A 25,533-nucleotide genomic window follows, 5' to 3' on the forward strand; every position below is an offset into this window, starting at 1 on the left:
AGATTTTCAACCAAAGGTTGTTTACGTAGCGTTATTTCCAATAACCTCCATATCCAAGCCATCAATCTCTGGCATGGATGCACCGGCAATCGCTTTCAGGTCTGCGCCAACTCCAAGCATTGAGCTTTGCACAAGCTCTAGTTGTTTTTGTCGAAGCGCCCATTGCTTCTCCATGAATATCCGCTCTTTGCGTAGCGCGTCCTCCATCACCGAGAACCGCTCGTGCACTGCTTCAATCCGCTGCTTGAACTGCGTCCCTGTCAGATAGTCATAAACAAGCTCCATCTTGCTTTGCTGCCCAACCTTAAGGCCTTTTGCTGTGGACACATCTAACAACCCCTGCCGCAAAGACCGGGCAAGCGGCACCGCAAAACTGGGACCACAGACCCAGATACCATCAATCAGATCAAAGCTTTGCACACCATCTGGCAATGCGGTGGACACCAACACGGCAATATGCGCACCGGCCTTGCGCTGATCCTCCCGCAACTTAGCCAGCCACGCAGGCGACCAATTTTTGGTCCGCTTGCTCTCCCAGAGAATTGTACCGGCTTCACCGCCGCGGCCATCACCAACCACTTGGGCAACGTCAGCCCCGCTGACACCTTTACCAACGGGCTCCAACACGTCTAACGGGAATGCCGTACCCAGCGTTTCTTCCAAAACCAGCTCGGCTGCTTCGCCTTGGGTCTGCATACTGCCTTGGGTCGCTCGCTGTTGCAGCTCTTCGATCTTACGGGTCAGCCCCTCAATCGTTTGGCTCTGCTCACTAATGCGCAAAGCCGCTTTCTGTTCGGCCTCAACTGCCAGTTTGGTACGTAAAGTCTCACGCTCAACCGCCAGCTGCTTTTGAATGGTCAGCTCAATTTCAGCCTCTTTATCCGCCAACTCGCGCTCACGCTTCATGGCCGCTGCTTGCGCAGCCTGTGCTTCGGTCAGCTTTGCCTCTCGGTCCGCCAGCCGCTCTGCCAGCTCTTGCGCGTTCTGCTTGCCTGCTTGCTCTGCAGCCGCTTTGGCACGCAGTTCCGCAGCCTTAACCGCTTGCTCCGTCTCATGCCGCTTGGCCTCCAATTGAGCCGCAAATTGCGCCTTCATGTCTGCCATCATGGGGCCTGCCAGACTTTCGGTCAGCTCAATTTCACTGCTGCATTTGGGGCATGTAATCTTCAAATCAGACATTGGGCGCGGGCTCCGTTTATCTCGCACAAGTGTAGTGCCCGCATTCTGAACACAGGCAACAAGATGAGCATAACAAATAAATAGTGAGGTTTAAGTCTTTAACGCCGCACGGATAAATTGGCTCGCACGCGCAACAGCCGCCTCAATATCCAACGTGGACGTATCAATCACCACGGCACCTTCTGCAGGCTTCATAGGTGCAACAGCACGCTCGCTATCTCGGCGATCGCGCTCAACCACATCTGCCAGAACTCCGTCGCGGGTCACGTCATGCCCCTTGCCCGCCAGCTCCAGATACCGCCGTTCGGCGCGGACTTCGGCACTGGCTGTGACGAATAATTTCACCTGCGCATCGGGGCAAATCACCGAGCCGATGTCACGACCGTCCAAAACAGCACCGCCCGCACGCGCTGCAAACGCACGTTGAAAATCAACCAAAGCGGCCCGTACTTGTTCAATCGTCGCCACCTTGGACGCCGCCTGAGCCACCTCTGCGGTGCGCAGGTTTTCTGGCGTCAAATCAGCCGCTTCAAGAGTTTGCGCGGCCTCAATCGGCTCAACACCCGCAAGCATTTTGGCCCCCACGGCACGGTACAAAAGGCCTGTGTCCAAATGGGCAAAACCAAACTCGGCGGCTACACGTTTTGAAATCGTACCCTTCCCGCTGGCTGCTGGTCCATCTATGGCAACGGTCAGGGTCACGCGCGCGCCACTTTGGCACCAAGGCCGTTCATCAGCGCCTCAAAAATAGGGAAGCTTGTGGCAATCGGGCCGCCATCATCAACGCGGACAGGCTCCGGCGTGCCCATACCAAGGACCATGAAACTCATCGCAATGCGGTGGTCCAAACGGCTCTCAACAGTCGCACCGCCTTTGGCGCTTCCACCGGCGCCACCACCGTGCACTGCCCACCAATCATCACCCTCATCCACTTGCACACCGCACGCGCGAAGACCTTGGGCCATTGCATCGATGCGGTCGCTTTCCTTCACACGCAGCTCTTTCACACCCGGCATGAACGTCTTTCCACTGGCAAAGCTCGCCACAACAGACAGCACCGGATATTCGTCAATCATTGACGCAGCGCGTTCTGCTGGCACCTCAATTCCCTTCATATTGGGCGAGTATTTCGCACGCAGATCGGCAACAGGCTCACCACCCTCGGTGCGCAAATTCTCATACGTTAAATCAGCGCCCATATCGCGCAGGGTCTCAAACAAGCCAGCACGTGTTGGGTTCAGACCAATGTTGGGTACCAGAACATCAGACCCCTCAACGATCAGGGCGGCACACACGGGAAACGCGGCCGAGCTTGGGTCACGCGGCACCACAATTTCCTGCGGCTTTAATTCCGGCTGGCCCGTCAGGGTAATCTTGCGACCTTCTGGAACTTCCTCGGTGATCACGCTGGCGCCAAAACCGTTTAGCATCCGCTCTGTATGATCACGGGTCGCTTCTTTCTCAATGACAACTGTTTGGCCTGGCGCGTTCAACCCAGCCAATAAAACAGCCGACTTCACCTGCGCAGACGGAACAGGTGTGACATATTCTACAGGCACCGGATCGGCGGCACCGACAATTGTCATCGGCAAGCGGCCACCACTGCGCCCGTGAGACTGCGCCCCAAACAGCGCAATCGGGTCCGTCACGCGGGCCATCGGCCGCGAGCGTAACGAGGCATCGCCTGTGAACGTCACAGACATATCGCTGGTGGCCATACACCCCATAATCAAGCGCACACCAGTACCGGAATTCCCGCAATCAATCACATTCTCAGGCTCGCTAAAGCCGCCAACACCAACACCGCGCACAGACCATTTACCGCCGCCATGATTGGTCACTGTCGCACCAAACGCCTGCATTGCCTTTGCGGTGTCCAACACATCTTCGCCTTCAAGCAATCCGGTGATTGTTGTCTCGCCCACAGCCATCGCCCCAAAAATCAAAGCACGATGCGAAATAGACTTGTCGCCCGGTACATTTGCCTCACCGCGCAGCGGGCCTGCTTTGCTCGATTGCATTGGAATTGGCTCACCGTGGCTGGACATAATGCGCGCTCTCTCTTGGGACTGCTCGTTGGGTGACCACTTGGTCGGTGTCTCGTTCTAACCCGTGGCTAATGCTAGGTAAATCAGCCAGTTTCGCTTTGGCAGAAATACTCACTCCACCAGGTCAGATCTTGCGAAACGTCAGATAATGCTGGGGGCGACCTTCACGGATGGCCTTTTGCTCGTACCGCGTCGAAATCCAGTCACCCCACGGGGTGCGCCAATCTGCAGGCGCTTCAGCCAACCACTCAAAACCTGCCTTGGGAACTTCGACCAAGGTTTGGCGAACATAGTCTGCAATATCTGTCGCCACACGAAATTCAGCGCCGGGTTTAAGCACACGCGCCAAAGGCTCAAGATGTTCTTGCGTGACAAATCGGCGGCGATGGTGCCGCTTTTTGGGCCATGGATCTGGATAAAGAAGAAACGCTTTTGAAATACTCGCGTCTGGCAACACATCGAACAAATGACGGGCGTCACCGGGGTAAATTGCAAGGTTTTCAACACCTGCTTTACGCACTTTACCAAGCAACATCGCCACGCCGTTTATGTAAGGCTCTGCGCCAATAATGCCGACCTGCGGGTTCTCTGCTGCTTGGTGTACAAGATGCTCACCGCCGCCAAAACCAATTTCAAGCCACACATCTTTGTCGCCAAAAACCTTTGGTAACTCCAAAGGCGTCCGCTCGGGATTATCCTCCCAAGACACAGCACCGGGCGACAAAGCCGCAAGGTCCTCATCAAGATAACGCTCTTGCGCAGAACGCAGGCCCTTACCCTTGAAACGCCCATAAAAATTACGCCAAGGCGCACCGCTTTTGTGTGTTGTATCGGTCATAATCGGCGGTTTACGCACCGCGCGCAGACTTGGCAAGCAAGCCGTTCGCACGCGGGACGTAACACTCTGCGCGGAAGACTAGACCGCTGCTTTCAGCGCATCCACCAGATCCGTGCGCTCCCAGCTAAATCCACCGTCCGCTTCGGGGCTACGGCCGAAGTGACCATAGGCTGCTGTGCGCTGATAGATCGGGCGGTTCAGGCCCAGATGTTCGCGAATACCGCGCGGTGTCAGGCTCATCGTTGCACGGATCGCCTTTTCAATCGCCGCATCATCCACTTCGCCGGTGCCAAATGTGTCAGCATAGATCGATAGTGGCTCAGCCACGCCAATTGCGTAGCTCAGCTGGATCGAGCATTTCGCAGCCATGCCAGAAGCCACAACATTTTTGGCCAGATAACGCGCTGCGTAAGCCGCTGACCGGTCTACTTTGGTCGGGTCTTTACCCGAGAACGCACCCCCACCATGGGGGGCTGCACCACCGTAGGTGTCCACGATAATTTTGCGGCCTGTCAAACCCGCATCCCCATCAGGCCCGCCAATCACAAACTTGCCGGTGGGGTTCACGTGCCAAGCGGTATCCGCGGATATCCACCCCTCGGGGAGTACTTCACGAATGTAGGGCTCAACAACTGCGCGAACGTCGGCACTGCTCATTGAGGCATCAAGGTGCTGGGTCGACAACACGATTGAGGACACACCAACGGGCACGCCGTCGCGGTATTCAACAGAAAGCTGTGACTTAGCATCAGGCCCCAATGTGGGCTCTGTGCCGTCTTTACGCACTTCGGCCAAGCGACGCAAAATCGCGTGCGAATACTGGATAGGCGCAGGCATCAACGCGTCTGTTTCGCGGGTGGCGAAACCAAACATAATCCCTTGGTCGCCAGCGCCTTCATCTTTGTCCGCGGAGGCATCAACGCCTTGGGCAATATGCGCCGACTGCTCGTGCAACAGGTTGGTGATCTCAACTGTTTCGTGATGAAACTTGTCCTGCTCATAACCGATGTCTTTGATACAGGCGCGCGCAATCTCGTCGATGCGACCCATGTAGTCTTTCAGCTTGTCGGGATCAGACAAGCCAACCTCGCCACCGATCACAACGCGGTTTGTGGTGGCGAACGTTTCTGCTGCGACACGCGCCTCAGGCTCCTCGGCCAAAAAGGCATCAAGTACTGCATCGGAAATCCGGTCGCAGACTTTATCCGGGTGACCCTCGGAAACGGACTCCGAGGTAAATGTGTAATTAGATCGTGTCATGAAACGTGCTCCAGTTGAATACCGCCCACACCGTCAGGAAGCCGTTGGTGAGGCATGGCGTCTTCGCTATGCCTTTAGGCACATCACGTCAACGACGAACGCCGCCACACCAGCACAGACGTGCCAATAAGCCACAACATGAAGACGCCGATGATCGGCCAATCACGCGTACGCGCATAAAGTGTGGCCTTTCGCGCAGCGGGCATACCTGCATCGATAAAGCCTGTTTGGTTCATCCCAAGTTGTGCTGTCACGCGTCCGCGGGCATCGATTATTGCACTGATCCCCGTATTGGCCGAGCGTAGCATTGGAATGCCCTGCTCAAGACTGCGAAACTGTGCTTGCACCAAATGCTGGCGCGGACCAGCCCAGTTGCCAAACCATCCATCATTAGTGATCAGTGCAAAAAATGCAGGGCGCTCTTTGGTTGCCCCCGCCAAATGCGGGAAAATCCCCTCATAGCAAATCAAAATTTGCGCGCGACCTAGGTCACCTACCTGTAGCGTACGCATTCCGATACCGCGCGAAAAGCCGCCCCCCTCATTCGCAGCAAGCCCGTAGATGCCAAGCTTAGACAGCAAGCCACCAAAAGGCAGATATTCTCCGAATGGGACCAATTGCGCCTTGTCATAAAAATCGGTCACGTAACCATCATCAATCACAACGGCAGTATTAAAAAACCGCAAGCGATCTGCGCGCTGCAGCCCCGCAATCACCGGTGTTTGTGGCAGTGCACGCGAAATCATACCAATCGCAACATCCGCCTCATCCAACCACACGGGAATTGATGTCTCGGGCCAGACAATCAAATCGGGCCTGCGCCCGCCATTTTCAGGTGCAGCTTCGCTCAGCGCGACGCTTCGGTCGAAAAAATCACGCGCTTTCTCAGGCAGCCACTTCTCGGATTGCGGCGCATTTGGCTGCACAATCCGGACCAGCGTTTGCTCTACTTCAGCGGACCCAACATTGGCTCGCGCAGGTGGCATAGGCTGCATTCCAGCCAACACAACGATTAGCACCCCAATCATCGTCCCCCACCCCACGCGGGCAGGCAGAACATGGCGGTTCAACACCGCCCATGCAAAGACGCAAACAGCGAACAGGCTCAAGAGCCCGAGACCATGGGGACCAACCACAGTGGCAAGCATTGAAGCCTGCGTGTCGACCCAAATATAGCCCAACAAACCCCAAGGAAATCCCGTAAACGCAAAGCTGCGCAGCACTTCAACACCACCCAGTGCAAACGCCCAATTCATCAGAAAATGAGCATGAGCCCGCGGCCCCAAAGCCAATGTGCGTTCGCGTTTCCAGATCGTTTTGAAATGAAAAGTAGGACTGTCAGCCGGTACAGTTTCGGACGTAGCAAGAAACGCCACCCCCTGTGCCAAGCCCCAAAACACCGCCAAGCCACCGCATAAAAACACCAAGGCAAACGGCGCCATCCAGCCGTGCCGCGCAGCGTCCACCAAGAACGGTTCAACAATCCAATGTAATGTGACAGCGAAATATCCAAAGCCGAACAGCCAGCTCCGCAGAGACGCCGCACATATGCTGCGGTCATAAACAGATTGCGACAGGTGCAAAACACCCCCCGCAAAAGCCGCAGCAATAATGCCAAAGGGGGCGCCAGCAAGGGCAACAATCGCACCTGCGATTGCTGAAACCCAAACGGGCAGTTTTGGGATCAAGGCACCCGTACCCTAAGGCGTTTGATCCGGCGCGGGTCTGCATCAATCACTTCAAATTCTGGTCCAGCAGGGTGTTTGACCACCTCGCCGCGCGCCGGCACCGAACCGGACAACATAAAGACCAGTCCACCAAGGGTATCGATGCCCTCTTCGTCGATGTCTTCGTGATCCGTCAGGGATTGGCTGATGTGGTGCTCAAACTCATCAAGCGGCGTTTTGGCCAGCGCGAGGTAGCTACCGTCCGTTTCCTGACTCCACATGTCTGCATCTGCCACATCGTGCTCGTCTTCGATCTCGCCGATGACTTGCTCAATCAAGTCCTCAATGGTGACCAAGCCGTCCACACCGCCATATTCATCGATGACAAGCGCCATATGAATGCGCTCGGCCTGCATCTTTTGCAGCAAAACCCCCGTCGGCATGGAGGGCGGGGCATAGATCAATTCGCGCAGCATCGCTTTTAGGTCAAACTTCTTGGACCCGTTAAACCCGTGACGCAGGGCAAGGTCTTTTAGGTGGATCAACCCGACCGGCGCATCAAGATTGCCGTCATAAACGGGCAAGCGGGTAAAGCCGCTATGACGGAAAACTTCGACCAGATCATCTTTTGAGATATCAAGCGCCACGCCAGTAATATCTGCACGCGGAATAGCAATGTCATCCAACTGCAACCGGCGCAAGTTGATCATCCCGTGGGTCGAGCGCGCGCCAGCATTTACGCCTGCCCCCGCATCGGAACGGGTATCATCCGCAGGGCTAAGCGCGCCAATTATACGGCCGAAAAAGCTGTCAGATTTTGCCACCGGCACGTCAGCCTCAAGGGTAGGTTGCGCCTCAGTGGAGCGGAGTTCCGCTGCGACATCATTAGTGTCATCAGAGGAAGGGGATTTAGACGGTGTGGCATCAAGTGCCTGCGCGCGTTGCGCTGCGCTAGAGGAGCCGTCGGAACTGTCGTTCATCGTGTCACAATCGTGTTTGTGAGGGGCCAGTCGCCCTCGGACTTAACTAATATGGGTTAGGGATGCCCAGTTTTGCAAGGATTTCTACTTCTAAACCCTCCATCAACTCTGCATCTGTGTCTTCAATGTGATCATACCCCAATAAATGAAGGGTTCCATGCACAATTAAATGGGTAATATGCGCCTGTGGGGTAAGCTGGGCTTCCTCTGCCTCGCGATGGCATGTCTCATATGCCAGCGCGATATCACCCAACTCTGTCTCATCCTCGAACGGATCAGGTGTTGGGGCTTGCGGTGGGGAAAGCTCTTGGGCGGGCCATGACAACACATTTGTCGCGGTCGGTTTCTCGCGAAATTCGGCGTTCAACTCGGCAATCCGCGCATCATCACAGCCCATCACGCACACCAAATAAGACGCAGGATCCAGCGACAAATGGGTCAGCGTAGCGTCAGTGGCAGCAATAGCCAGCGCCTCAAGCCCCGCCCAGCGCGCGTCTTCCAGAACGACATCGATCATCCTTTGGCCGGATCATCTTTGTCATACGCCTCAATAATTTTGGCGACCAAGTGGTGACGCACGACGTCCTTGGCGGTGAAATAGTTGAAGCTGATGTGCTTTATCCCGTTCAAAAGACGTTCTGCGTCACGCAGCCCTGATTGAACACCACGCGGCAAATCCACCTGCGTGCGATCGCCAGTAATCACCATTCGTGACCCTTCACCCAGACGGGTCAGGAACATCTTCATTTGCATGGATGTGGCGTTCTGCGCCTCGTCCAGCACAACAAACGCATTAGCCAACGTCCGACCGCGCATGAAGGCAAGCGGTGCGATCTCGATCTTTTTGTCTTCGATCAGCTTTGTAACTTGTTTGGACGGCAAAAAATCATTCAACGCATCATAGAGCGGCTGCATGTAGGGATCGACTTTGTCTTTCATGTCCCCGGGTAAAAAGCCAAGACGCTCACCTGCCTCAACGGCTGGGCGCGACAGAATGATCTTATCCACTTTACCGCCAACAAACATGTTCACCGCAGCAGCGACAGCCAGATACGTTTTGCCTGTCCCGGCGGGACCGATACCAAAGCACAACTCATTTTTGAAAATCTCACGCACATAATTTTTCTGGGCCTGCGTGCGCGGTTTGACCAGTTTCTTGCGAGTGGTGATCTCAACATCACCACCTTTAAACATCTCGATTTGCGCGCCGGTCATGCCGCCTGCGGCCGTCGCAGGCTTTTCCTCAGCACTGTCTTTGGCAGGATCGAAAACAGGCGCACTCAGGCGTAGTGCGCCGTCAATCTCACCGATATCAACTTCGCCGCCCGCTTCAAGCCGCATGTAGAGCCCACCCAAAACCTGCGCCGCGCGTGCACTTGTGTCCACGTCACCAATCAACGCCAGACGGTTGCCACGGCGGATAATCTGAAGCGAAAGCGCGTTCTCAATGTGGCTCAGATTGCGATCGTATTCACCGCACAGGTCAATCAAAAGGCGGTTGTCAGGAAACTCGAGAAGCGTCTCTGTGGTGTCTGGACCCTGATCTGAAGCAGATCCGGTCTCAGGTATCAGCGTATCGACAGGCAATCATGTCTCCCTTTTGATGTGTCGGTGGCGATTGGCCAGAACGTGGCTTCAACCGTGTCCCCACGGGAATGGGGATGCAACCCACCAAAAGCCTGTTTTACAGAATTATAACATTTTTTCGGACGACCAGCGTGCTGAAGAGATAAGAGACGTTTTGACGCAACGACCCGGCCGAACACTCATTCCCAGCAAAGTCTGTACCTACCAACGTTTTGCCGACATAGTATCGAGGTATTTAGTGGTAGCGGCACAGCCGTGTTAATTGGTGAACAGGTTTATGGAAATATTTGCGCTTATCGCTTTATGTGCAGTTGTTTGGTGGATTGCATCGCAGATGGGGCACAAAACCCCACCGCCACAATCAACAGCACGGCCGCGGCAAAGTACCATTCCGAAGCAGGTCAGGCCTACACGAAAAACTACTGCTCCGAGCGCCACGGCGTCACGCCCACCTCCAAAGTCATCAAATCCTGAGGTGGGCAAAAAGCTAGAAGGCCCCGCCTACATTATCGACGGAGACAGCCTGCGCATTCAGAAAACGGAAATCAGATTGTTTGGCGTTGATGCCCCCGAGATCAATCACCCCTACGGCCAAAAGGCTAAATGGAAACTTCTTGAATTATGTAAGGGACAGCGGATCACAGCAGAAATCACGGCAATTGATCACTTCGGACGAGCAGTCGCAAAATGCTATCTACCAGACGGAACAGATGTGTCCGCAGAAATGGTCAGACAAGGACACGCGATCGACTGGCCACGCCACTCTGGCGGCGTTTACACACACTTAGAAAGCCCAGGCCTGCGCAAACGCCTATGGTTGGCCAACGCACGACAAAACGGTCAGATGTTCCTTTGGCAACGGTATGAAGAACGCAAAGCCGCAGCAAAGCAAAAGCGCGAACAATGAACGGCTGCCGCCCTAAAGTGTTGTAGCGCTAAAAGTAAAACCCCCACCAATTGGCAGGGGTTTCAGAAACACGTCGATAGGATCAGCCGGATCAGAGCGGATCAGATACGTCATCGGCGCCCTTGAAAGGACCGATGGCTGTGTTGGGTGGGGCAACGCCTGAGCAAACTGGCTTGCCTTCAGGGTCCAAACGCGCGGACAAATACCCTTCGATACCGTCATCGATGATCCAGTGGTCACAGCCTGTAGGATCAACCCAGATACCCGCCTGCAACTGGCTTAGGTCCTTGTTGCCACGAAAGCCTGCATCAACGGTTTTGTCGTCCCGAGGTCCACCCTCAAAGCCAGACACACAGCCCGCCATAAGCAGTCCCGCCGACCCAAGAGCGATGGTTTTAACAATATTCATTTACTCACTCCTCAGCGGATACAGATGATTTCGACGCGGCGGTTTTGCGCCAAGCCTGCTTGGGTTTTATTTGATGCACGTGGTTGGCGCTCCCCGTAACCGCGTACATCCACAATATTGGCCCCTGCAGAGCGACCCACCGCGGCTACCGCGTTTGCGCGGTTCAGTGACAGACGCATGTTATAGGCGTCAGATGCACGGCTATCTGTGTGGCCAGTGATAACGTAGCCCGCCGCACCGGTTTCGCGGAAGAATTCCGCCAAACGCGCGCGGCCTGCGTTCGAGACATGGTACCGGTTGGTGGCAAAAAGTTGGTCAGAGTTGATAACGCCGCACGTATTGCCGCGATTACACACCGGAATGCCTTGGCGCGTGACGTGAGGCGTCATAAAGCCTTCCGCGCCGTCATCCATCACCCAATGCTCGCAGCCATCGGGGTCAACCCAGATTGTTGGTACGTAACGCTCGCCTACCACTGTGCGCTGTTGTGCAGCTGCATCAGTTGTCTGAAACGCCAACGCCGCCACAGCGACCGCAGCCGTTGCGATAGCGGATTGCGCTATGTTTTTCACTCTATTCACCACGAGATGTATCCTCTGCCGTTGTAACCGGTGTTCACTCAAAAACACGGAAATCAGTTTTGACGCCGGCGTGTCAAAAATCCGTTAATACCTAAAACTCTAGCAAATTCGGGCAGTTTGTGAAGAAAAAACTACCACATATTGTGCGTGAGTACGCAACAATGTCTAAGCGGACAGCCTATTGTTGCCGATTTACGCGCCATCGTATGAAATATCGATGACAAAAGGCCTGCGCGCACTTCAGGACGAGACAAGCTCTCCAGTCAGCGAGTTGGTTTCAGAGGCGGTGATCAGCACTTCAGCCACCTCGCCCAACAGATGATCGGGGGCAAATGCATGGGTGGCGTGCAGATACTCAGACTTGCCGATCAACTGCCCCTCGCGACGGCCACGTTTTTCAAAAAGAACTTTCACTTTGCGACCAACCATACTGTCTTGACCTGCGCGTTGCTGCTCTGAAATCAGTGTCTGAAGGCGCTGAAGGCGCTCGCTTGCGACCCCATCATCAACCTGGGGCTTTTCTGCCGCTGGCGTACCGGGGCGTGTAGAGTACTTAAAGCTGAACGCAGAGCCATAGTTTGTGGCGCGGATCAAGGACATAGTGTCTTCGAAGTCCTGATCCGTTTCACCCGGAAAGCCTACGATAAAGTCGCCAGAGAGCATAATGTCAGGGCGCGCTGCGCGGATACGCTCAATCACCTTAAGGTACTCTTCGGCGGTGTGTTTACGGTTCATCGCCTTGAGGATACGGTTGCTTCCTGACTGCACTGGCAAGTGCAAATACGGCATCAGTTTATCGCATGTACCGTGTGCCTCGATCAGGTCATCGGTCATGTCATTGGGGTGTGAAGTGGTGAAGCGGATGCGCTCCAAGCCGTCAATTTTGTCCAGCTGCCAGATAAGTTGCGCCAGTGACGTATCAAAACCGTCGTCCGCCGCACCGTGGTACGCATTCACGTTTTGGCCCAGCAATGTAATTTCGCGCACACCTCGTTCTACCAGATCACGGGCTTCTGTGACGATGCGCGACGCGGGGCGGCTGACTTCGGCACCGCGGGTGTACGGCACCACGCAGAACGCGCAGAATTTATCACAGCCCTCTTGGACCGTTAGAAACGCCGTTGGGCCACGTTTGGCTTTGGGACGCGACTTGAGGTGGTCGAATTTATCTTCTTCAGGGAAATCCGTGTCGAGCGCCTTTCGGCCCGTTTGAATTTTCTCCTCCATCTCGGGCAGGCGGTGATACGACTGCGGCCCAACAACCAGATCAACTGCGGGCTGGCGACGCATGATCTCTTCACCCTCAGCCTGAGCGACACAGCCCGCTACACCAATCTTCAGGTCAGGCTTATCGGTCTTCAGCGTCTTGAGACGGCCCAGTTCGGAGTAGACCTTTTCAGCGGCCTTCTCGCGGATGTGGCAAGTGTTGAGCAAAATCATGTCTGCTTCTTCGGGGCTGGACACTTCTGTGTAGCCCTTGGAGCCCATCGCCTCAGCCATGCGTTCACTGTCATAGACGTTCATTTGACAGCCGTAGGTTTTGATAAACAACTTCTTGGTGTCAGCCATGACAAGGACCCTTGCTGGTTGGGATGAGGAAAGCACTATGCGCGCCCATGCGCCCATGTATATAATGTAGTTCTGGCATGCAAATGGTTCGCTATTGAAGCACTGTCAACGGGTACTATTGACGGATTTCACAGCTTATGCGGCACAATACGTTAGATGATTTCATCGCCTCAGGCGCAGATGTGCTGCGCCAAGGGCCGATTGCGCTGATCTTTGTGGAAGACAGCGTTGAAGTGAATAGCACGATCAAACATCATCTTGGCCTTGGGTTTGGCACCGTTTTGGTCTTTGCGGTGGATGACATCGCAATCGATCCCGCCCATGAAGAGGTGGTGCACCGCATTGCCTATGACCCGATTGAACCAGAGGCGGTTTGCACACACGTAAACCGTGTCATCGGTGCCGCAAACGGACAATGGGTTTATTACTGTCATAACGCTGAATACTTGTTTTACCCGTTCTGCGAGACCCGTAGCGTCAAGGAAATGCTACAGTTTCATGCCGAAGAACGGCGCGATGCGATGCTGACATATGTGATTGACCTCTATGCAGACGATCTGGACGCGCATCCCAATGCGGTTTCCGTTGAGCGCGCGCACCTTGATAAATCAGGTTACTACGCACTGGCCCGCAAAGATCCCGACGCCAATTGGGAGCCGAAAGAAAGGCAGCTTGATTTCTTTGGTGGAGTACGGTGGCGGTTCGAGGAACACATCCCTGAGCAGCGCCGCAAGATTGACCGGATCAGCCTGTTTCGTGCCAAGTCAGGACTTGAGCTGCGCACGGATCACACACTGAACGATGAAGAATACAACACCTACGCCTGTCCTTGGCACAACAACATCACTGCGGTGGTGGCCTCTTTTCGCACAGCAAAGGCGTTAAAGCGGAACCCCGGTTCGTCTTTTGATATCTCAACATTTCAGTGGCGTAATTCGGTGCAGTTTGAATGGCACTCGCAACAGCTTTTGGACCTCGGACTAATGGAGCCAGGTCAGTGGTGCTAATTTAACAGGTAATTAACAGCTAGTTAAGTGCGGCGCAGACGGATGACGACATCAACTGACGCAATCTCAGCCCCTTCGGGCAAGTCCGGCAGTTTGGCAATTTCCAGCTGATCCGCTGGCGCATCCGTCAAAGACGCGGTGTCTTCCCAGTAAAAATGCGGGTGATCTGACATGTTGGTGTCGAAATAACTTTTCGCCCCATCAACCGTAATCTCACGCATCAGGCCCGCATCACAAAACGCGGCCAGAGTGTTGTAAACGGTCGCAAGAGAAACACCCTCGCCCGATCTTGACGCAGCCTCATAAAGCCCTTCGGCCGTTACGTGGCGGTTCTGCCCATCACCCACAAGCAATGTCGCCAATGAAACGCGTTGTTTCGTTGGGCGCACACCACCGGCGGTAAGCCAGTCAGTGCCACGTTGGGTTGGGAGAAGCGTCTCAGTACTCATGTTGTTGATATATGCTATTTTGCGAGCCGTTTTCAACTGCAAAGGCAAGAATGCGTAAAAATGGCTTTTCTTTACGGGCATTTGCACAGCTCTTTACCCACAGTAGGCCAGACGGTTGCACCTGACTTTACGGCAATGGTAGAGATGACATGAGCAAGCCACGCAATGTGACGAAAGAGAAAAACATGTCCCAATTCCCCACCAGCTTCGACAAAGATGATCTGCTAAAATGCGCCCGTGGGGAGCTATTTGGCGAAGGTAATGCACAACTTCCAGCCCCACCCATGCTGATGATGGACCGGATCATGGACGTTTCTGCAGACGGCGGCGCACACGGCAAAGGCCACATCACCGCAGAGTTCGATATCACCCCTGACCTGTGGTTTTTCGATTGTCACTTTCCCGGAAACCCCATCATGCCCGGCTGTCTGGGCCTTGACGGCCTGTGGCAGTTAACGGGCTTTAACCTTGGCTGGCGCGGCTGGCAGGGGCGCGGCTATGCGCTTGGCGTTGGCGAAGTGAAGCTGACCGGCATGGTGCGTCCTGACCGCAAATTACTTACCTACAAAATTGACTTCACCAAGGCGATCCAAACCCGCCGCCTAACCATGGGCGTTGCAGACGGCATCGTGGAGGCAGACGGCGAAGTGATTTACCAAGTCAAAGACATGAAAGTGGCACTAAGCGAAAGCTAAGGATCACATTGGGTTCACCCAAAACCGATGAGACAAATAAAGGTGCCGCTGCTTCATAAAGACAGCGGCACTTTTCGTTGACGCGCACGCTTCGATACCGCTGTTGGTCAGCGCCCCTCTTGCCCCGCCAGCGGCTCTCCCATACATATCCATAAAGCCAATAAAGGGAGCTGCTCATGCGCCGCGTTGTCGTCACAGGACTGGGAATTGTATCGCCCATCGGAAATTCAGCCGAGGAAGTCACTACCGCTTTGAAAGCAGGTAAAAGCGGAATTGTTGCGTCTGAGGAAATGGCCGAGCACGGGTTTCGCAGCCAAGTCGCCGGCACCCTGAAAATTGACCCCAAGGAACATATCGACAAACGTGCCATGCGTTTCATGGGCCCCGGCGCGGCATACGCCCACATCGCCATGAGCCAAGCGATCGCAGATTCAGGCCTTGAGGAAAAAGATGTTGTTAACCCGCGCACTGGTTTGGTTGCAGGTTCTGGCGGCCCTTCAACGTCATCCATGCTGGCAGCACATCAGACTGTTTTGAAAAGCGGTGCAACCAAACGTATCGGACCATTCGCGGTGCCAAAATGTATGGGGTCGACAATCAGCGCGAATTTGGCAACCGCGTTCCAAATTAAGGGTATCAACTACTCAATCACCTCTGCATGTTCCACTTCCCTGCACTGTATCGGCAACGCAGCAGAACAAATCATGATGGGCAAGCAAGACGTCATGTTTGCAGGCGGCGGCGAAGAACTTGATTGGACTCTGTCGTGCCTCTTTGATGCGATGGGCGCGATGTCATCGAAATATAACGACACGCCCGAGAAAGCCTCACGGGCGTTTGACGCAGACCGTGACGGGTTTGTCATTGCAGGGGGCGGCGCGATTGTAGTGCTTGAAGATCTTGAGCACGCCAAAGCGCGCGGTGCGAAGATCTATGCAGAAGTCACAGGCCTTGGCGCAACATCCGACGGTGCTGACATGGTTGCGCCATCTGGTGAGGGCGGCGAACGGGCAATGCGTTTGGCGCTGCAAACTTTGCCGCAAGACCGCAAGATCAGCTACATCAATGCCCACGGCACATCGACACCTGTCGGTGACGTTGGTGAAGTAGAAGCAGTGCGCCGCGTTTTCGGACAAGGCAGCACACCTGTGATCAGCTCGACCAAATCAATGACTGGCCACTCACAAGGGGCAACTGGCGCACAAGAAGCGATCTACTGCCTGTTGATGCTGAAAGACGACTTTATCGCGCCATCAATCAACGTCGAAACACTTGATCCGGCGCTCGCCCCTGCAGAGATTGCAACCGCGCGCGTAGACAACGCTGGCCTTGATACGGTCATGACAAACTCGTTCGGCTTTGGTGGGACTAACGGCTCAATGCTGTTGAGTAAGTTCCAGGACTAACCCCCTACGAACCAGATGTGCGGGTGCTTCAACTGCTGCTCGCACATCGAACCCTTCCTCATAAAACCCTGCGTCAACTTGACCTAAGCGCCCAAACGGGTCACTTAGTTGGTAAGTCTATGAGGAAGAAAAATGACCAATTCATTGCAAGGTAAACGCGGCCTGATCATGGGTGTCGCGAATGAGCGCTCAATCGCTTGGGGCATTGCCCGCGAAATGCACCGCGCAGGCGCCGAATTGGCATTCTCCTACCAAGGCGAAGCTTTTGGCAAGCGTCTGGCGCCACTGGCTGAAAGCGTTGGTTCGGACATTATGGTCGATGTGGACGTCACCGATGACGCCTCGATGGACGCAGCGTTTGAAACGCTCAAAGACAAGTGGGGCACGATCGACTTTTTGGTGCACGCCATTGCATATTCCGACAAAAATGAGCTGACGGGCCGCATCTCGGACACCTCACGGGACAACTTCAAGAACTCTATGGCAATCAGCTGTTATTCTCTGATTGATTGTGCAAAACGCGCGTCTTTGTTGATGCCAAACGGGGGCACAGTACTGACCTTGACGTACCAAGGCAGCAACCGCGTTACACCTTTCTATAACGTGATGGGCGTTGCCAAAGCGGCACTTGAAAGTGCAACGCGCTATCTTGCCAATGATCTAGGCCCAGACGGCATTCGCGTAAACGCAATCAGTCCCGGCCCGATGAAAACTTTAGCAGGTGCGGCGATTGGCGGCGCGCGCAAGACCTTCCGGCAGACCGAGACAAACGCACCGCTGCGTTCAAACGCAACCCTAGAGGCCGTGGGCGGCACAGCCGTGTATCTGGCGTCAGATGCAGGCGCGTGCACAACCGGCGAGATCATCCGAGTGGATGGCGGCTACCACGTGCTGGGCATGCCGCAGTCCGAAAACCTTTAACACACGACCTAGCGTGTCACAGACACGCTTGACGCTGGCGGGCGGATGGGCACTCTGGCTTTGTACGTTGAAGGAGCCAAGGAAATGCCCATCACCACCTGTGTTTTCGATGCTTACGGCACGTTGTTTGATGTAGCCTCGGCCGCCCGCCGAGCAGCATCACAGCCAGAAAACCACGCAATAGCTGAGTGCTGGCAACAACTTGCAGCAGACTGGCGCGCCAAACAGCTGAACTACACTTGGCTGCGCACAATCGCCAAAGAACACGCTGATTTCTGGCAAATCACTCAAGACGCGCTTGATTGGGCCCTTGAGGCCCAGGGAATTTCTGACGCAAATCTGCGCCAAAGATTGCTGGACCTTTACCGCCACCTTGATGCCTACGATGAAGTTGCAACTGTGCTGCGCGATCTATCTGCGCGCGGTATATCTTGCAGCATTTTGTCCAACGGTACCCACGACATGTTGAATGCTGCGATCGGTTCAGCTGGGCTAAGCCATGCCTTTACAAATGTCTGGAGCATTGATGACATCGGCGTCTTCAAGCCCGACACACGTGTTTATGACATGGTAACGGCGCCAAAAGATGAGGTGCTGTTCATGTCATCCAACGGCTGGGACGCGGCGGGTGCGGCGCACTACGGCTGGCGCACCGTCTGGGTGAACCGCGCGGGGGACCCTGTGGACCGGCTCTACGGGGTGCCAAAAATTATCGAGCGGGACCTGACCAAAATTGCCGAGTATCTCTAGTGCCAATTTTCGCAGCAGCTGACCGCACCAACCTTTATTATACTGACGAGGGCAGCGGCACGCCCCTTTTGCTCTTGTCGGGGCTGACCCGTAACAGTGACGATTTTCAGTATGTCATCCCCCATTTGCGCCAACGCGGCGATGTGCGGATCATAACCATGGACTACCGCGGGCGAGGCAAATCGGATTGGGCCGACCCTGCCACATATTCAATCGCTCACGAAGCCCAAGACGCGTTGGATTTGCTGGATCATCTGGGGGTGAACTCCACTGCAATCCTGGGAACATCACGCGGCGGGTTAATCGCCATGGCGCTTGCTGCGACGCACAAAAGCCGCCTCATCGGTGTCGCGCTGAATGATATCGGGCCCGAGATTTCCCAAACTGGCATGGATGCAATCCGTGCGTATGTGGGGCGCAATCCTGCTGCACAAACCTACTCTGAGGCGGCCAACATGCGTGCGCAGTTGATGGTGGGCTTTGCGAATGTGCCAGCCAGCCGTTGGCACGAAGAAGTGCACACGCATTATCGCCAAACGCCCGATGGCTTGAAAATCAACTATGACCCGCGCCTGTCGGAAACCATTGTGCCGCCCCCTGATACGCCCCTTCCCGATCTGTGGCCCTTATTTGATGCGCTGGCAGGTTTACCAATTTGCACAATTAAGGGCGAAAACTCAGACCTGTTTACTCAAGTCACCCTCGACAAGATGCTGGCCAAACGCCCCGATATGATGCACGCCGTCATTAAAGACCGCGGTCATGTGCCATTTTTGGATGAACCAGCGGCAGTGCAGACCCTGAACAAATGGTTGGATTGTTTATGAACATTGATGAAATTCGCGCAGCGGACAAAAGACTTGAAGGGCACGTGCGCCGTACGCCACTGCTCAATTCACCAGCCCTCGACAAAATTGCGGGCAAGCGCGTGTTTTTGAAAGCTGAGAACCTGCAGCACACGGGGTCATTCAAATTTCGTGGTGGCTGGGCGGCCATAAGTGCGCTGCCAAAAGACACCAAAGGTGTGCTTGCATATTCAAGTGGGAACCACGCCCAAGGTGTCGCAAATGCTGCGCAGCATTTTGGGCTACCCGCAGTGATTATCATGCCCTCGGATGCACCGCTCACTAAGATCAATAATACCAAGGCGCTTGGCGCAGAAGTTATTGTTTACAGTCGTGAATCTGAAGATCGGGATCAAATTGGTGCACAAATTGCTGCGCAGCGTAAACTTACTCTGATCAAGCCATTTGATAACGCCGATGTCATAGCTGGCCAAGGCACATGCGGGTTGGAAATTGCTGCGCAAGCAAAAGAGGCAGGCATTGATGAAGCGGATGTTCTGGTTTGCTGCGGCGGCGGCGGATTCGTGAGTGGTATCGCCCTCGCGCTTGAGGCTGACGCACCAAAAATGCGTGTTCGTCCCGTTGAGCCGGTTGGCTTTGACGATGTGATACGTTCGCTTGCAGCGGGCAAGAGACTAAGCAACACGTCCACCACCGGCAGTCTTTGTGACGCCATCATCAGCCCATGTCCGGGCGAGATGACTTTTCCCATCATGAGCCGCCTGCTGCACAGCGGCATTACTGTAAGTGATGAAACGTGCCTACGAACAATGGCATTGGCATTTACCCACCTAAAAGTCGTTCTGGAGCCAGGCGGGGCGATCGCGTTAGCAGCAGCGCTTTTTCATAATAAGGGTCTGGGCGATACCATTATTGCCACGGCCAGCGGCGGCAATGTGGACGCACCAATGTTTGCGCGCGCGCTTGAAACGCTGGACTGACATCCGTGAGCGAACACATCATCGATCGCCCACAGGGCCAGCAAATCTTCTGTAAATCAGAAGGTGAAGGCGCGCCATTAGTGCTGCTGCACGGGCTTGGAACACATGTGGGCATCTGGGATGGGTTGTTACCGCATTTACCCCCTAACTTGCGAATAATCAGATGCGATATTCGCGGGCATGGCCGCTCAAGCGCACCCGATGCCCCCTACTCAATGGGCCAGTTGATCAGCGACATTGAAGCGGCTTTGGATCATCTACGTGTGCAGGATGCAGTGGTCCTTGGAACGTCGATCGGCGGGATGATTGCACAAGGGCTGGCAGTCAAGCGGCTTGATCTTATACGCGGGCTGGTCCTGTCTAACACGGCGGCAAAAATTGGAAACACTGATCACTGGCAGGACCAGATTGATACGTATCGCGCGCACGGGTTAAGCAATTCCGCAGACAGTATTTTGCAAAAATGGTTCAGCCGCGATTACGGGATGTTCAATCAGACACACATTTTTCGCCAGATGGTTTTGTCGACCTCTTTAGAGGGCTACCTTGGCTGCTGTCATGCGATCAAGGGCACGGATTTCTACACCCCAACAAGCGGTTTGCGATTGCCAACCTTGGGGATCGTCGGTTCGGAAGATCAAGTAACTCCGCCGGACTTGGTTCGCGAAACACTTGATGTCATTCCCGGGTCGAAATTTCACCTGATGCGGCGTGTCGGTCATTTACCTTGCGTTGAAGCGCCGGGAGCCTATGCAGAAGTGATCACGCAGTTTCTAAAAAACATAGGCCACATATGAACACCTCTGAAACTGCGCAGCAGCCAATCAAAAGCACACGCCTACCCTTTGTTTTCATATTGATCACGCTGACGCTTGACGCAATGGGGATTGGCTTGATCTTGCCCGTAATGCCCGATCTCATCCGCGAAGTAAGTGGTGGCACTTTGGGAACCGCCGCGATTTGGGGCGGTATTTTGGCCACAACGTTTGCGGTGATGCAGTTTGTTTTTGGGCCAGCTTTGGGATCACTGTCCGACCGTTTTGGCCGAAGGCCGGTTCTATTAATCTCGCTTTTCGTCATGGCAGTGGACTATTTGGTGATGGCGCTTGCTGGCAGCATTTGGTTGCTGTTTTTAACCCGCGTTGTGGGTGGGATCACCGCCGCGACCCAATCCACAGCGGCCGCATTCATTGCCGACATTTCCGCGCCAGAGAAAAAATCTGCCAACTTCGGGCTAATCGGCGCCGCCTTTGGCATCGGCTTTGTGTTGGGCCCAGCAATAGGCGGACTGCTGGCTGAATTCGGAACCCGCGCGCCGTTTTATGCCGCCGCAAGCCTTGCTGCGATGAATCTTGTTCTGGGCTATTTTGTATTGCCCGAAACTGTGACGGATGCGATACGCCGCCCCCTTGATTGGCGACGCGCAAACCCGCTTGGGGCGCTATTACAGATCAGCAAACTGAAGGGGGTCACAGCGCTGCTCACACTCTTTTTCGTTTATGAGTTTGCCTTCATCGTCTACCCCGCCACATGGGCTTATTTCACTCAAGAACGATTTGGATGGGCACCCTCAATGGTGGGCGTGTCACTGGCGTCGTTCGGGATTTCGATGGTCATCGTCCAAGGATTTCTGATCCGCTGGGTCATCCCAAAATTTGGTGAGGTAAATACAATCATCTACGGCTTTATCTTCAATGGGCTGGCGTTTGTATTCCTATCAAGCGTCAGTCTGGGATGGCTGGTGCTGGCCTTCACTCCCGTGACCGCCTTTGGTGCCGTTGTGACACCCGCACTTCAAGGGTTGATGAGCCGCGCGGCAGGCGCAGATCAGCAAGGAGAGCTGCAAGGCGTCATAGCCTCAGCCAAGTCCTTGGCAATGATCTTGGCACCGCTGGTCCTAACGTGGCTCTTTTATTACTTTACAGATGACGTTGGCATTTATCTGCCGGGGGCTGCATTTGCACTGTCCGCAGCCCTAATGGTGTTGTGTTTCTTTGTCTTTTTGGGCTGGCGGCGCGGTCAGTCATAAAGCGGAAAACAGCGCAGAGTACCGCTACGGAAGTTTCCCATTGCCATTAGTGTAAACTTTAGATTACAGTTATTATGTAATTAAGGATTTACACTTTGAGAGACGAAACCATCAGCATCGCGCAACGCACTGCCCCACTGGCAGAAGATACTGCGCAGTATCTCAAAACGCTCGGGCATGCTGGACGGTTGATGATCATGTGTCATTTGGCAAACGGTGAGAAGTCTGTCGGAGATCTGGAAGAGTTGCTTGGCATTCGTCAATCTGCGGTTAGCCAGCAATTGGGCCGTTTACGCGCCGAAGGCATGGTCCGGACACGGCGTTCAGGTAAGGCGATCTACTACTCGCTGTCAGACAATCGCGCAATTGATGCCATTAATTGTGTGCTTCAACACGACGCCTAATCCGACTTCGATAAACCGCTTCCCCTATTCGACAATCAAAAAGCCGCGAAAGGTCTCCCCTTCGCGGCTGTTGTTTTTGTTTATCTGCACGCAGAATTTACGCGGCCGATGAAATCCGGGGCACCAGCGCTTTGACAAGGTCCCGCATATCCAACTGACCTACGGGCGTCTCACCATCGAGAACACGGTAAATATTGGACGTATCCCCCTCAGACAACGCGATCAAACTTTCAAGATTGTCCGTCAGCTGCACATCTCCCGAGAACTTCTTGGCAGACAATGCGCCCATCACAGATTTCACCCGCAACACACGCGCGCGGTTAATATCCGAGACAAAATCCTCGATGTAGGGGTCAGCAGGATTAAGCAGAATACCCTGCGGCTCACCCTGCTGCACAACTGCGCCGTCTTTCAGGATCACCAAGTGATCGGCAAGTTTAAGCGCTTCATCTAGATCGTGCGTGATAAAGATGATGGTCTTTTGCAATTCTGCTTGGAGTTCCAACAGCAGGTTCTGCATGTCTGTGCGGATCAGTGGATCAAGGGCAGAGAATGCCTCATCCATCAACATGATATCCGTGTTCGCAGTCAACGCACGGGCGATCCCCACACGCTGCTGCATCCCACCAGAAAGCTGTGATGGATAGCGGTTCTCATAGCCGCCCAAACCCACACGGTCCAACCACTTGGCGGCCTCTTTCTCTTGGGTCTGAACATCCATACCGCGCACGTTGAGCGACATGGCAGCGTTCTGCAAAACAGTCCGGTGCGGCAGAAGAGCGAACTTCTGAAACACCATAGACATCCGCTCTTGGCGAAGGGCGCGAAGACCGCTTTCCGACTGCTTCATTACGTCATCACCGTCGATCAAGATTTCGCCCGCAGTGGGTTCAATCAAACGGTTTAGGTGACGGATCAGCGTAGACTTACCCGAGCCGGACAAGCCCATCACAACCGTGATTTCACCGGCCTGCATATCAACGTTGATATCTTGCAGGCCAAGAACGTGTTTGTGCTCGGCCAGCAACTCCTCTTTACCCATGCCACCATGAACGTGGGGCATCATTGATTCCGGCTCAGAGCCGAAAATTTTGTACACTCCGCGCAGGCGGACTTTTGGTTCTTGTGTCATGTGTCCTGCTCCGGATCAGTTTTGGTTGCGACCCATGTCCACGCGGGACAGGGCAGCTTTTGAGGTGCGATCAAGGATAACCGCCAACAGCACGATGCCGATACCCGCAACAATACCCACACCCAATTCAAGGTTACGGATACCGCGCAGCACAAGCACACCGAGGCCAGGCGCAGACACAAGTGACGCAATTACAACCATCGCAAGGCTCATCATAATGGTCTGGTTCACCCCGGCCATAATGTTGGGCAACGCCAATGGAAGTTGCACTTTGATAAGTTTTTGACGGTTGGTCATGCCAAACGCATCGGCTGCTTCGATCACGTCTTTGTCCACAAGGCGAATGCCCAAATCCGTCAAACGGATGATCGGAACGATCGCATAAAGGATGATCGCAATACCGTACAACTTGGACTCGGTGACCGAGAACAAGAAGATCAGCGGGATAAGATACACGAACGATGGCAAGGTTTGCAGCAAATCAAGCACCGGAATAGACGCCCGCTGCATCGTGTCAGATTTCGACATCGCAATGCCAATAGGCACGCCCAGTATGACCGACAGCCCCGTACAGACAAAAATAATCGCCAAGGTCTGCATCGCCACGTCAAGGTGATCAATGAAGCCAAGGAACAAGAAGGAAAGTGCGACAAACACTGTCACCGCAAAGGATCGCGCGACGTACCATGTCAAAAGCACCAACAACGGGATCATCACGAACCACGGCACAGCCTGAAACAGCCAAAGCGCCCCATCAAGGGCCCAAGACAGCGGTTGTGTGATCGGATCAAGCACCAGCTTCAGTGATGATTTAGCCGCCAAAAACGCGTCTTCGATGCCAGCTGTCAGGTCACGTGTCTGACTGACCGTACCGCAGCTTTCGTTCAACGCATCTAGAGACGGGAAAGGAACCCCCTCGCCGCCTTCGTCATTGCCGGCCTGCGCCAGCAAATCTGCCATCGATAGCGGTGCAGCGCTTGTATCGCTGTCGCACCATTCCCGGAGCCCGAGCCCGTCAAAGACCCAATCATAAAATGCCATGTTTTCCCGTTCCCTGTTGCAGACCTCTTGCTCTCAAAAAGAGCGGATCCTTAAAATAGCAACGCCCGCGCAAATCGGCGGGCGCTGCTTTGTCGACCTTAACGCTTACTGAAGCAGTGCGGAAAGCTTTTCTTTTGCTTCTGCGTTCAGCCAGTTGCTCCAGACGTCTTTGTTGTTCGTCAGGAAGTAAACTGCGGCTTCGTCGTAGCTTGCGTTATTGTCCGCTTGCCACGCCAAAACTTCACCCATCTGCGCGTTCGTGAAGCTTACGTTGCTCATCAACTCAACGACCTCTGGCTCACGCTCGGTCAATGTGCCGGAAACAGCAGTTTTCACTTTGGCTGTCGGGTATGCAGACAGTGTTGGTGTCGCACAATCCGGTGTGCCGTTACACGCGTGCGCTTCTGGATCATGCGCACCTACGTCAACGCGGACCATTGGGTATTTACCAAGCACAGAGGTCGGCGCCCAGTAGTAACCAAACCATGGCTCTTGCTCGGAATATGCGGCAGCAATCGCAGTAGCAAGCGTTTCACCTGAACCGTGCTGGAAGCGCTCAATGCCGCTACCCTCAAGGTTAATCGCTTTAATATTGTTGTTGTTGATGATGTCGCACGCCCAACCCGATGGACAGTCATGGAAACGTGCACCTACCAACTCAGGGTTCGCCATAACGCCTTCAAGGGTGAGCAGCTCTGGGTGGGCATCCGCAAGGTACTGCGGGATCCACCAGCCTTCAACGCCGCCATCTGACAGAACATCAGCAACTTCGACCAACTTACCAGATGAAACAAGCTCTTCGTAAACAGGTGTAGAGTTGACCCACGTCTCGGTAACGATGTCCGGCTCGCCGGTTTCAGCAACAGATGTCAGCGCAGGCACCGTTGA

28 protein-coding genes and 1 riboswitch are annotated in these 25,533 nt (G+C 54.5%); of the genes, 12 read left to right on the plus strand and 16 right to left on the minus strand.

What is annotated here, in order from left to right:
• Positions 1 to 21: 21 nt before the first annotated feature.
• From NIG5292_RS09735 to NIG5292_RS09775, 9 genes are all read right to left on the minus strand, one after another.
• Positions 22 to 1,179, minus strand: a complete 1,158-nt coding sequence (locus tag NIG5292_RS09735) for a DUF2130 domain-containing protein (RefSeq protein ID WP_048599344.1) — start codon at positions 1,177 to 1,179, stop codon at positions 22 to 24.
• 90 nt (positions 1,180 to 1,269) lie between these two features.
• A complete protein-coding gene (locus tag NIG5292_RS09740; RefSeq protein ID WP_048599345.1) occupies positions 1,270 to 1,881 on the minus strand; it encodes a (d)CMP kinase in 612 nt (203 codons plus the stop codon).
• Complete coding sequence (gene aroA, locus NIG5292_RS09745; RefSeq protein ID WP_048599346.1) at positions 1,878 to 3,227, minus strand: 3-phosphoshikimate 1-carboxyvinyltransferase; 1,350 nt, start codon at positions 3,225 to 3,227, stop codon at positions 1,878 to 1,880. Before aroA ends, NIG5292_RS09740 begins: the two co-directional genes overlap by 4 nt.
• Positions 3,228 to 3,351: 124 nt before the next feature.
• Positions 3,352 to 4,065: a tRNA (guanosine(46)-N7)-methyltransferase TrmB gene (gene trmB, locus NIG5292_RS09750; protein WP_048599347.1), complete on the minus strand. Its 714-nt coding sequence runs from the start codon at positions 4,063 to 4,065 to the stop codon at positions 3,352 to 3,354.
• 78 nt (positions 4,066 to 4,143) lie between these two features.
• Positions 4,144 to 5,325, minus strand: a complete 1,182-nt coding sequence (metK, locus tag NIG5292_RS09755) for a methionine adenosyltransferase (RefSeq protein WP_048599348.1) — start codon at positions 5,323 to 5,325, stop codon at positions 4,144 to 4,146.
• Positions 5,326 to 5,331: 6 nt separating this feature from the next.
• A riboswitch (SAM-SAH riboswitch) is annotated at positions 5,332 to 5,381 on the minus strand.
• A 27-nt stretch (positions 5,382 to 5,408) separates the two neighbouring features.
• Positions 5,409 to 7,013, minus strand: coding sequence for an apolipoprotein N-acyltransferase (gene lnt, locus NIG5292_RS09760; protein WP_048599349.1), 1,605 nt, complete (start codon positions 7,011 to 7,013; stop codon positions 5,409 to 5,411).
• Positions 7,010 to 7,972: a transporter associated domain-containing protein gene (locus NIG5292_RS09765; protein ID WP_048599350.1), complete on the minus strand. Its 963-nt coding sequence runs from the start codon at positions 7,970 to 7,972 to the stop codon at positions 7,010 to 7,012. The genes lnt and NIG5292_RS09765 overlap by 4 nt, the downstream gene beginning before the upstream one ends.
• A 46-nt stretch (positions 7,973 to 8,018) precedes the next feature.
• On the minus strand, positions 8,019 to 8,489 hold the full coding sequence (gene ybeY, locus NIG5292_RS09770; RefSeq protein WP_048599351.1) for an rRNA maturation RNase YbeY: 471 nt from the start codon (positions 8,487 to 8,489) through the stop codon (positions 8,019 to 8,021).
• Positions 8,486 to 9,559 (minus strand): PhoH family protein, encoded by a 1,074-nt coding sequence (locus NIG5292_RS09775; protein WP_370726547.1) that lies wholly within the window; start codon positions 9,557 to 9,559, stop codon positions 8,486 to 8,488. The genes ybeY and NIG5292_RS09775 overlap by 4 nt, the downstream gene beginning before the upstream one ends.
• A 318-nt stretch (positions 9,560 to 9,877) precedes the next feature.
• Between NIG5292_RS09775 and NIG5292_RS15140 the strand changes: the two genes are divergently transcribed.
• Together NIG5292_RS15140 and NIG5292_RS14630 are read left to right on the plus strand one after the other, a co-directional pair.
• Positions 9,878 to 10,033 (plus strand): hypothetical protein, encoded by a 156-nt coding sequence (locus tag NIG5292_RS15140; protein WP_233488208.1) that lies wholly within the window; start codon positions 9,878 to 9,880, stop codon positions 10,031 to 10,033.
• Position 10,034: 1 nt separating this feature from the next.
• A complete protein-coding gene (locus NIG5292_RS14630) occupies positions 10,035 to 10,466 on the plus strand; it encodes a thermonuclease family protein (protein ID WP_233488209.1) in 432 nt (143 codons plus the stop codon).
• A 91-nt stretch (positions 10,467 to 10,557) separates the two neighbouring features.
• On the opposite strand, the gene NIG5292_RS09785 is transcribed toward NIG5292_RS14630, so the two are convergent.
• The 3 genes from NIG5292_RS09785 to miaB form a co-directional block, all read right to left on the minus strand.
• Positions 10,558 to 10,875 (minus strand): hypothetical protein, encoded by a 318-nt coding sequence (locus tag NIG5292_RS09785; RefSeq protein WP_048599352.1) that lies wholly within the window; start codon positions 10,873 to 10,875, stop codon positions 10,558 to 10,560.
• A gap of 11 nt (positions 10,876 to 10,886) precedes the next feature.
• Positions 10,887 to 11,423, minus strand: coding sequence for an OmpA family protein (locus NIG5292_RS09790; protein ID WP_048599373.1), 537 nt, complete (start codon positions 11,421 to 11,423; stop codon positions 10,887 to 10,889).
• Between the two features lie 273 nt (positions 11,424 to 11,696).
• The gene (miaB, locus tag NIG5292_RS09795) at positions 11,697 to 13,025 is read right to left on the minus strand and encodes a tRNA (N6-isopentenyl adenosine(37)-C2)-methylthiotransferase MiaB (protein ID WP_048599353.1); all 1,329 of its coding nucleotides are present in this window, start codon (positions 13,023 to 13,025) and stop codon (positions 11,697 to 11,699) included.
• A 137-nt stretch (positions 13,026 to 13,162) separates the two neighbouring features.
• Between miaB and NIG5292_RS09800 the strand changes: the two genes are divergently transcribed.
• Positions 13,163 to 14,032, plus strand: a complete 870-nt coding sequence (locus tag NIG5292_RS09800; RefSeq protein WP_048599354.1) for a hypothetical protein — start codon at positions 13,163 to 13,165, stop codon at positions 14,030 to 14,032.
• A gap of 23 nt (positions 14,033 to 14,055) precedes the next feature.
• On the opposite strand, the gene irr is transcribed toward NIG5292_RS09800, so the two are convergent.
• Positions 14,056 to 14,481: a Fur family transcriptional regulator Irr gene (gene irr, locus NIG5292_RS09805; protein WP_048599374.1), complete on the minus strand. Its 426-nt coding sequence runs from the start codon at positions 14,479 to 14,481 to the stop codon at positions 14,056 to 14,058.
• A gap of 185 nt (positions 14,482 to 14,666) precedes the next feature.
• On the opposite strand from irr, the gene fabA reads away from it, so the two are divergent.
• The 9 genes from fabA (at position 14,667) to NIG5292_RS09850 (ending at position 22,472) form a co-directional block, all read left to right on the plus strand.
• Positions 14,667 to 15,176 carry a bifunctional 3-hydroxydecanoyl-ACP dehydratase/trans-2-decenoyl-ACP isomerase gene (fabA, locus tag NIG5292_RS09810; protein ID WP_048599375.1) on the plus strand — a complete coding sequence of 170 codons (510 nt, stop codon included), beginning with the start codon at positions 14,667 to 14,669 and terminating at the stop codon, positions 15,174 to 15,176.
• Positions 15,177 to 15,352: 176 nt separating this feature from the next.
• Positions 15,353 to 16,582: a beta-ketoacyl-ACP synthase I gene (gene fabB / locus NIG5292_RS09815; protein WP_048599355.1), complete on the plus strand. Its 1,230-nt coding sequence runs from the start codon at positions 15,353 to 15,355 to the stop codon at positions 16,580 to 16,582.
• Between the two features lie 132 nt (positions 16,583 to 16,714).
• Entirely contained in the window at positions 16,715 to 17,503 is a 789-nt protein-coding gene (locus tag NIG5292_RS09820) for an enoyl-ACP reductase FabI (RefSeq protein ID WP_048599356.1), read from the plus strand.
• A gap of 84 nt (positions 17,504 to 17,587) precedes the next feature.
• On the plus strand, positions 17,588 to 18,253 hold the full coding sequence (locus tag NIG5292_RS09825) for a haloacid dehalogenase type II (protein ID WP_048599357.1): 666 nt from the start codon (positions 17,588 to 17,590) through the stop codon (positions 18,251 to 18,253).
• The gene (locus NIG5292_RS09830) at positions 18,253 to 19,080 is read left to right on the plus strand and encodes an alpha/beta fold hydrolase (protein WP_048599358.1); all 828 of its coding nucleotides are present in this window, start codon (positions 18,253 to 18,255) and stop codon (positions 19,078 to 19,080) included. The genes NIG5292_RS09825 and NIG5292_RS09830 overlap by 1 nt, the downstream gene beginning before the upstream one ends.
• The gene (locus tag NIG5292_RS09835) at positions 19,077 to 20,039 is read left to right on the plus strand and encodes a threonine ammonia-lyase (RefSeq protein WP_048599359.1); all 963 of its coding nucleotides are present in this window, start codon (positions 19,077 to 19,079) and stop codon (positions 20,037 to 20,039) included. The genes NIG5292_RS09830 and NIG5292_RS09835 overlap by 4 nt, the downstream gene beginning before the upstream one ends.
• A 5-nt stretch (positions 20,040 to 20,044) precedes the next feature.
• Positions 20,045 to 20,836, plus strand: coding sequence for a 3-oxoadipate enol-lactonase (gene pcaD, locus NIG5292_RS09840; protein WP_082136684.1), 792 nt, complete (start codon positions 20,045 to 20,047; stop codon positions 20,834 to 20,836).
• Positions 20,833 to 22,068 carry a TCR/Tet family MFS transporter gene (locus tag NIG5292_RS09845; RefSeq protein WP_048599360.1) on the plus strand — a complete coding sequence of 412 codons (1,236 nt, stop codon included), beginning with the start codon at positions 20,833 to 20,835 and terminating at the stop codon, positions 22,066 to 22,068. The genes pcaD and NIG5292_RS09845 overlap by 4 nt, the downstream gene beginning before the upstream one ends.
• A gap of 95 nt (positions 22,069 to 22,163) precedes the next feature.
• On the plus strand, positions 22,164 to 22,472 hold the full coding sequence (locus tag NIG5292_RS09850; RefSeq protein ID WP_048599361.1) for an ArsR/SmtB family transcription factor: 309 nt from the start codon (positions 22,164 to 22,166) through the stop codon (positions 22,470 to 22,472).
• Between the two features lie 97 nt (positions 22,473 to 22,569).
• On the opposite strand, the gene NIG5292_RS09855 is transcribed toward NIG5292_RS09850, so the two are convergent.
• From NIG5292_RS09855 to NIG5292_RS09865, 3 genes are all read right to left on the minus strand, one after another.
• Complete coding sequence (locus tag NIG5292_RS09855) at positions 22,570 to 23,604, minus strand: quaternary amine ABC transporter ATP-binding protein (RefSeq protein WP_048599362.1); 1,035 nt, start codon at positions 23,602 to 23,604, stop codon at positions 22,570 to 22,572.
• Between the two features lie 15 nt (positions 23,605 to 23,619).
• Positions 23,620 to 24,645, minus strand: coding sequence for an ABC transporter permease (locus NIG5292_RS09860; protein ID WP_048599363.1), 1,026 nt, complete (start codon positions 24,643 to 24,645; stop codon positions 23,620 to 23,622).
• A gap of 105 nt (positions 24,646 to 24,750) precedes the next feature.
• On the minus strand, positions 24,751 to 25,533 hold a 783-nt coding region (locus NIG5292_RS09865; protein ID WP_048599377.1), incomplete at its 5' end, for a glycine betaine ABC transporter substrate-binding protein.

It is taken from the genome of Nereida ignava, from assembly GCF_001049735.1.
Taxonomy (GTDB): domain Bacteria; phylum Pseudomonadota; class Alphaproteobacteria; order Rhodobacterales; family Rhodobacteraceae; genus Nereida; species Nereida ignava.

Coding starts and splice junctions, on each gene's coding strand:
- NIG5292_RS09735 (WP_048599344.1), bottom strand. CDS start 1,179: ATGTCTGATTTGAAGATTACATGCCCCAAATGCAGCAGTGAAATTGAG.
- aroA (WP_048599346.1), bottom strand. CDS start 3,227: ATGTCCAGCCACGGTGAGCCAATTCCAATGCAATCGAGCAAAGCAGGC.
- trmB (WP_048599347.1), bottom strand. CDS start 4,065: ATGACCGATACAACACACAAAAGCGGTGCGCCTTGGCGTAATTTTTAT.
- metK (WP_048599348.1), bottom strand. CDS start 5,325: ATGACACGATCTAATTACACATTTACCTCGGAGTCCGTTTCCGAGGGT.
- NIG5292_RS09765 (WP_048599350.1), bottom strand. CDS start 7,972: ATGAACGACAGTTCCGACGGCTCCTCTAGCGCAGCGCAACGCGCGCAG.
- ybeY (WP_048599351.1), bottom strand. CDS start 8,489: ATGATCGATGTCGTTCTGGAAGACGCGCGCTGGGCGGGGCTTGAGGCG.
- NIG5292_RS09785 (WP_048599352.1), bottom strand. CDS start 10,875: ATGAATATTGTTAAAACCATCGCTCTTGGGTCGGCGGGACTGCTTATG.
- miaB (WP_048599353.1), bottom strand. CDS start 13,025: ATGGCTGACACCAAGAAGTTGTTTATCAAAACCTACGGCTGTCAAATG.
- NIG5292_RS09800 (WP_048599354.1), top strand. CDS start 13,163: ATGCGGCACAATACGTTAGATGATTTCATCGCCTCAGGCGCAGATGTG.
- irr (WP_048599374.1), bottom strand. CDS start 14,481: ATGAGTACTGAGACGCTTCTCCCAACCCAACGTGGCACTGACTGGCTT.
- fabA (WP_048599375.1), top strand. CDS start 14,667: ATGTCCCAATTCCCCACCAGCTTCGACAAAGATGATCTGCTAAAATGC.
- fabB (WP_048599355.1), top strand. CDS start 15,353: ATGCGCCGCGTTGTCGTCACAGGACTGGGAATTGTATCGCCCATCGGA.
- NIG5292_RS09820 (WP_048599356.1), top strand. CDS start 16,715: ATGACCAATTCATTGCAAGGTAAACGCGGCCTGATCATGGGTGTCGCG.
- NIG5292_RS09825 (WP_048599357.1), top strand. CDS start 17,588: ATGCCCATCACCACCTGTGTTTTCGATGCTTACGGCACGTTGTTTGAT.
- NIG5292_RS09835 (WP_048599359.1), top strand. CDS start 19,077: ATGAACATTGATGAAATTCGCGCAGCGGACAAAAGACTTGAAGGGCAC.
- NIG5292_RS09845 (WP_048599360.1), top strand. CDS start 20,833: ATGAACACCTCTGAAACTGCGCAGCAGCCAATCAAAAGCACACGCCTA.
- NIG5292_RS09855 (WP_048599362.1), bottom strand. CDS start 23,604: ATGACACAAGAACCAAAAGTCCGCCTGCGCGGAGTGTACAAAATTTTC.
- NIG5292_RS09860 (WP_048599363.1), bottom strand. CDS start 24,645: ATGGCATTTTATGATTGGGTCTTTGACGGGCTCGGGCTCCGGGAATGG.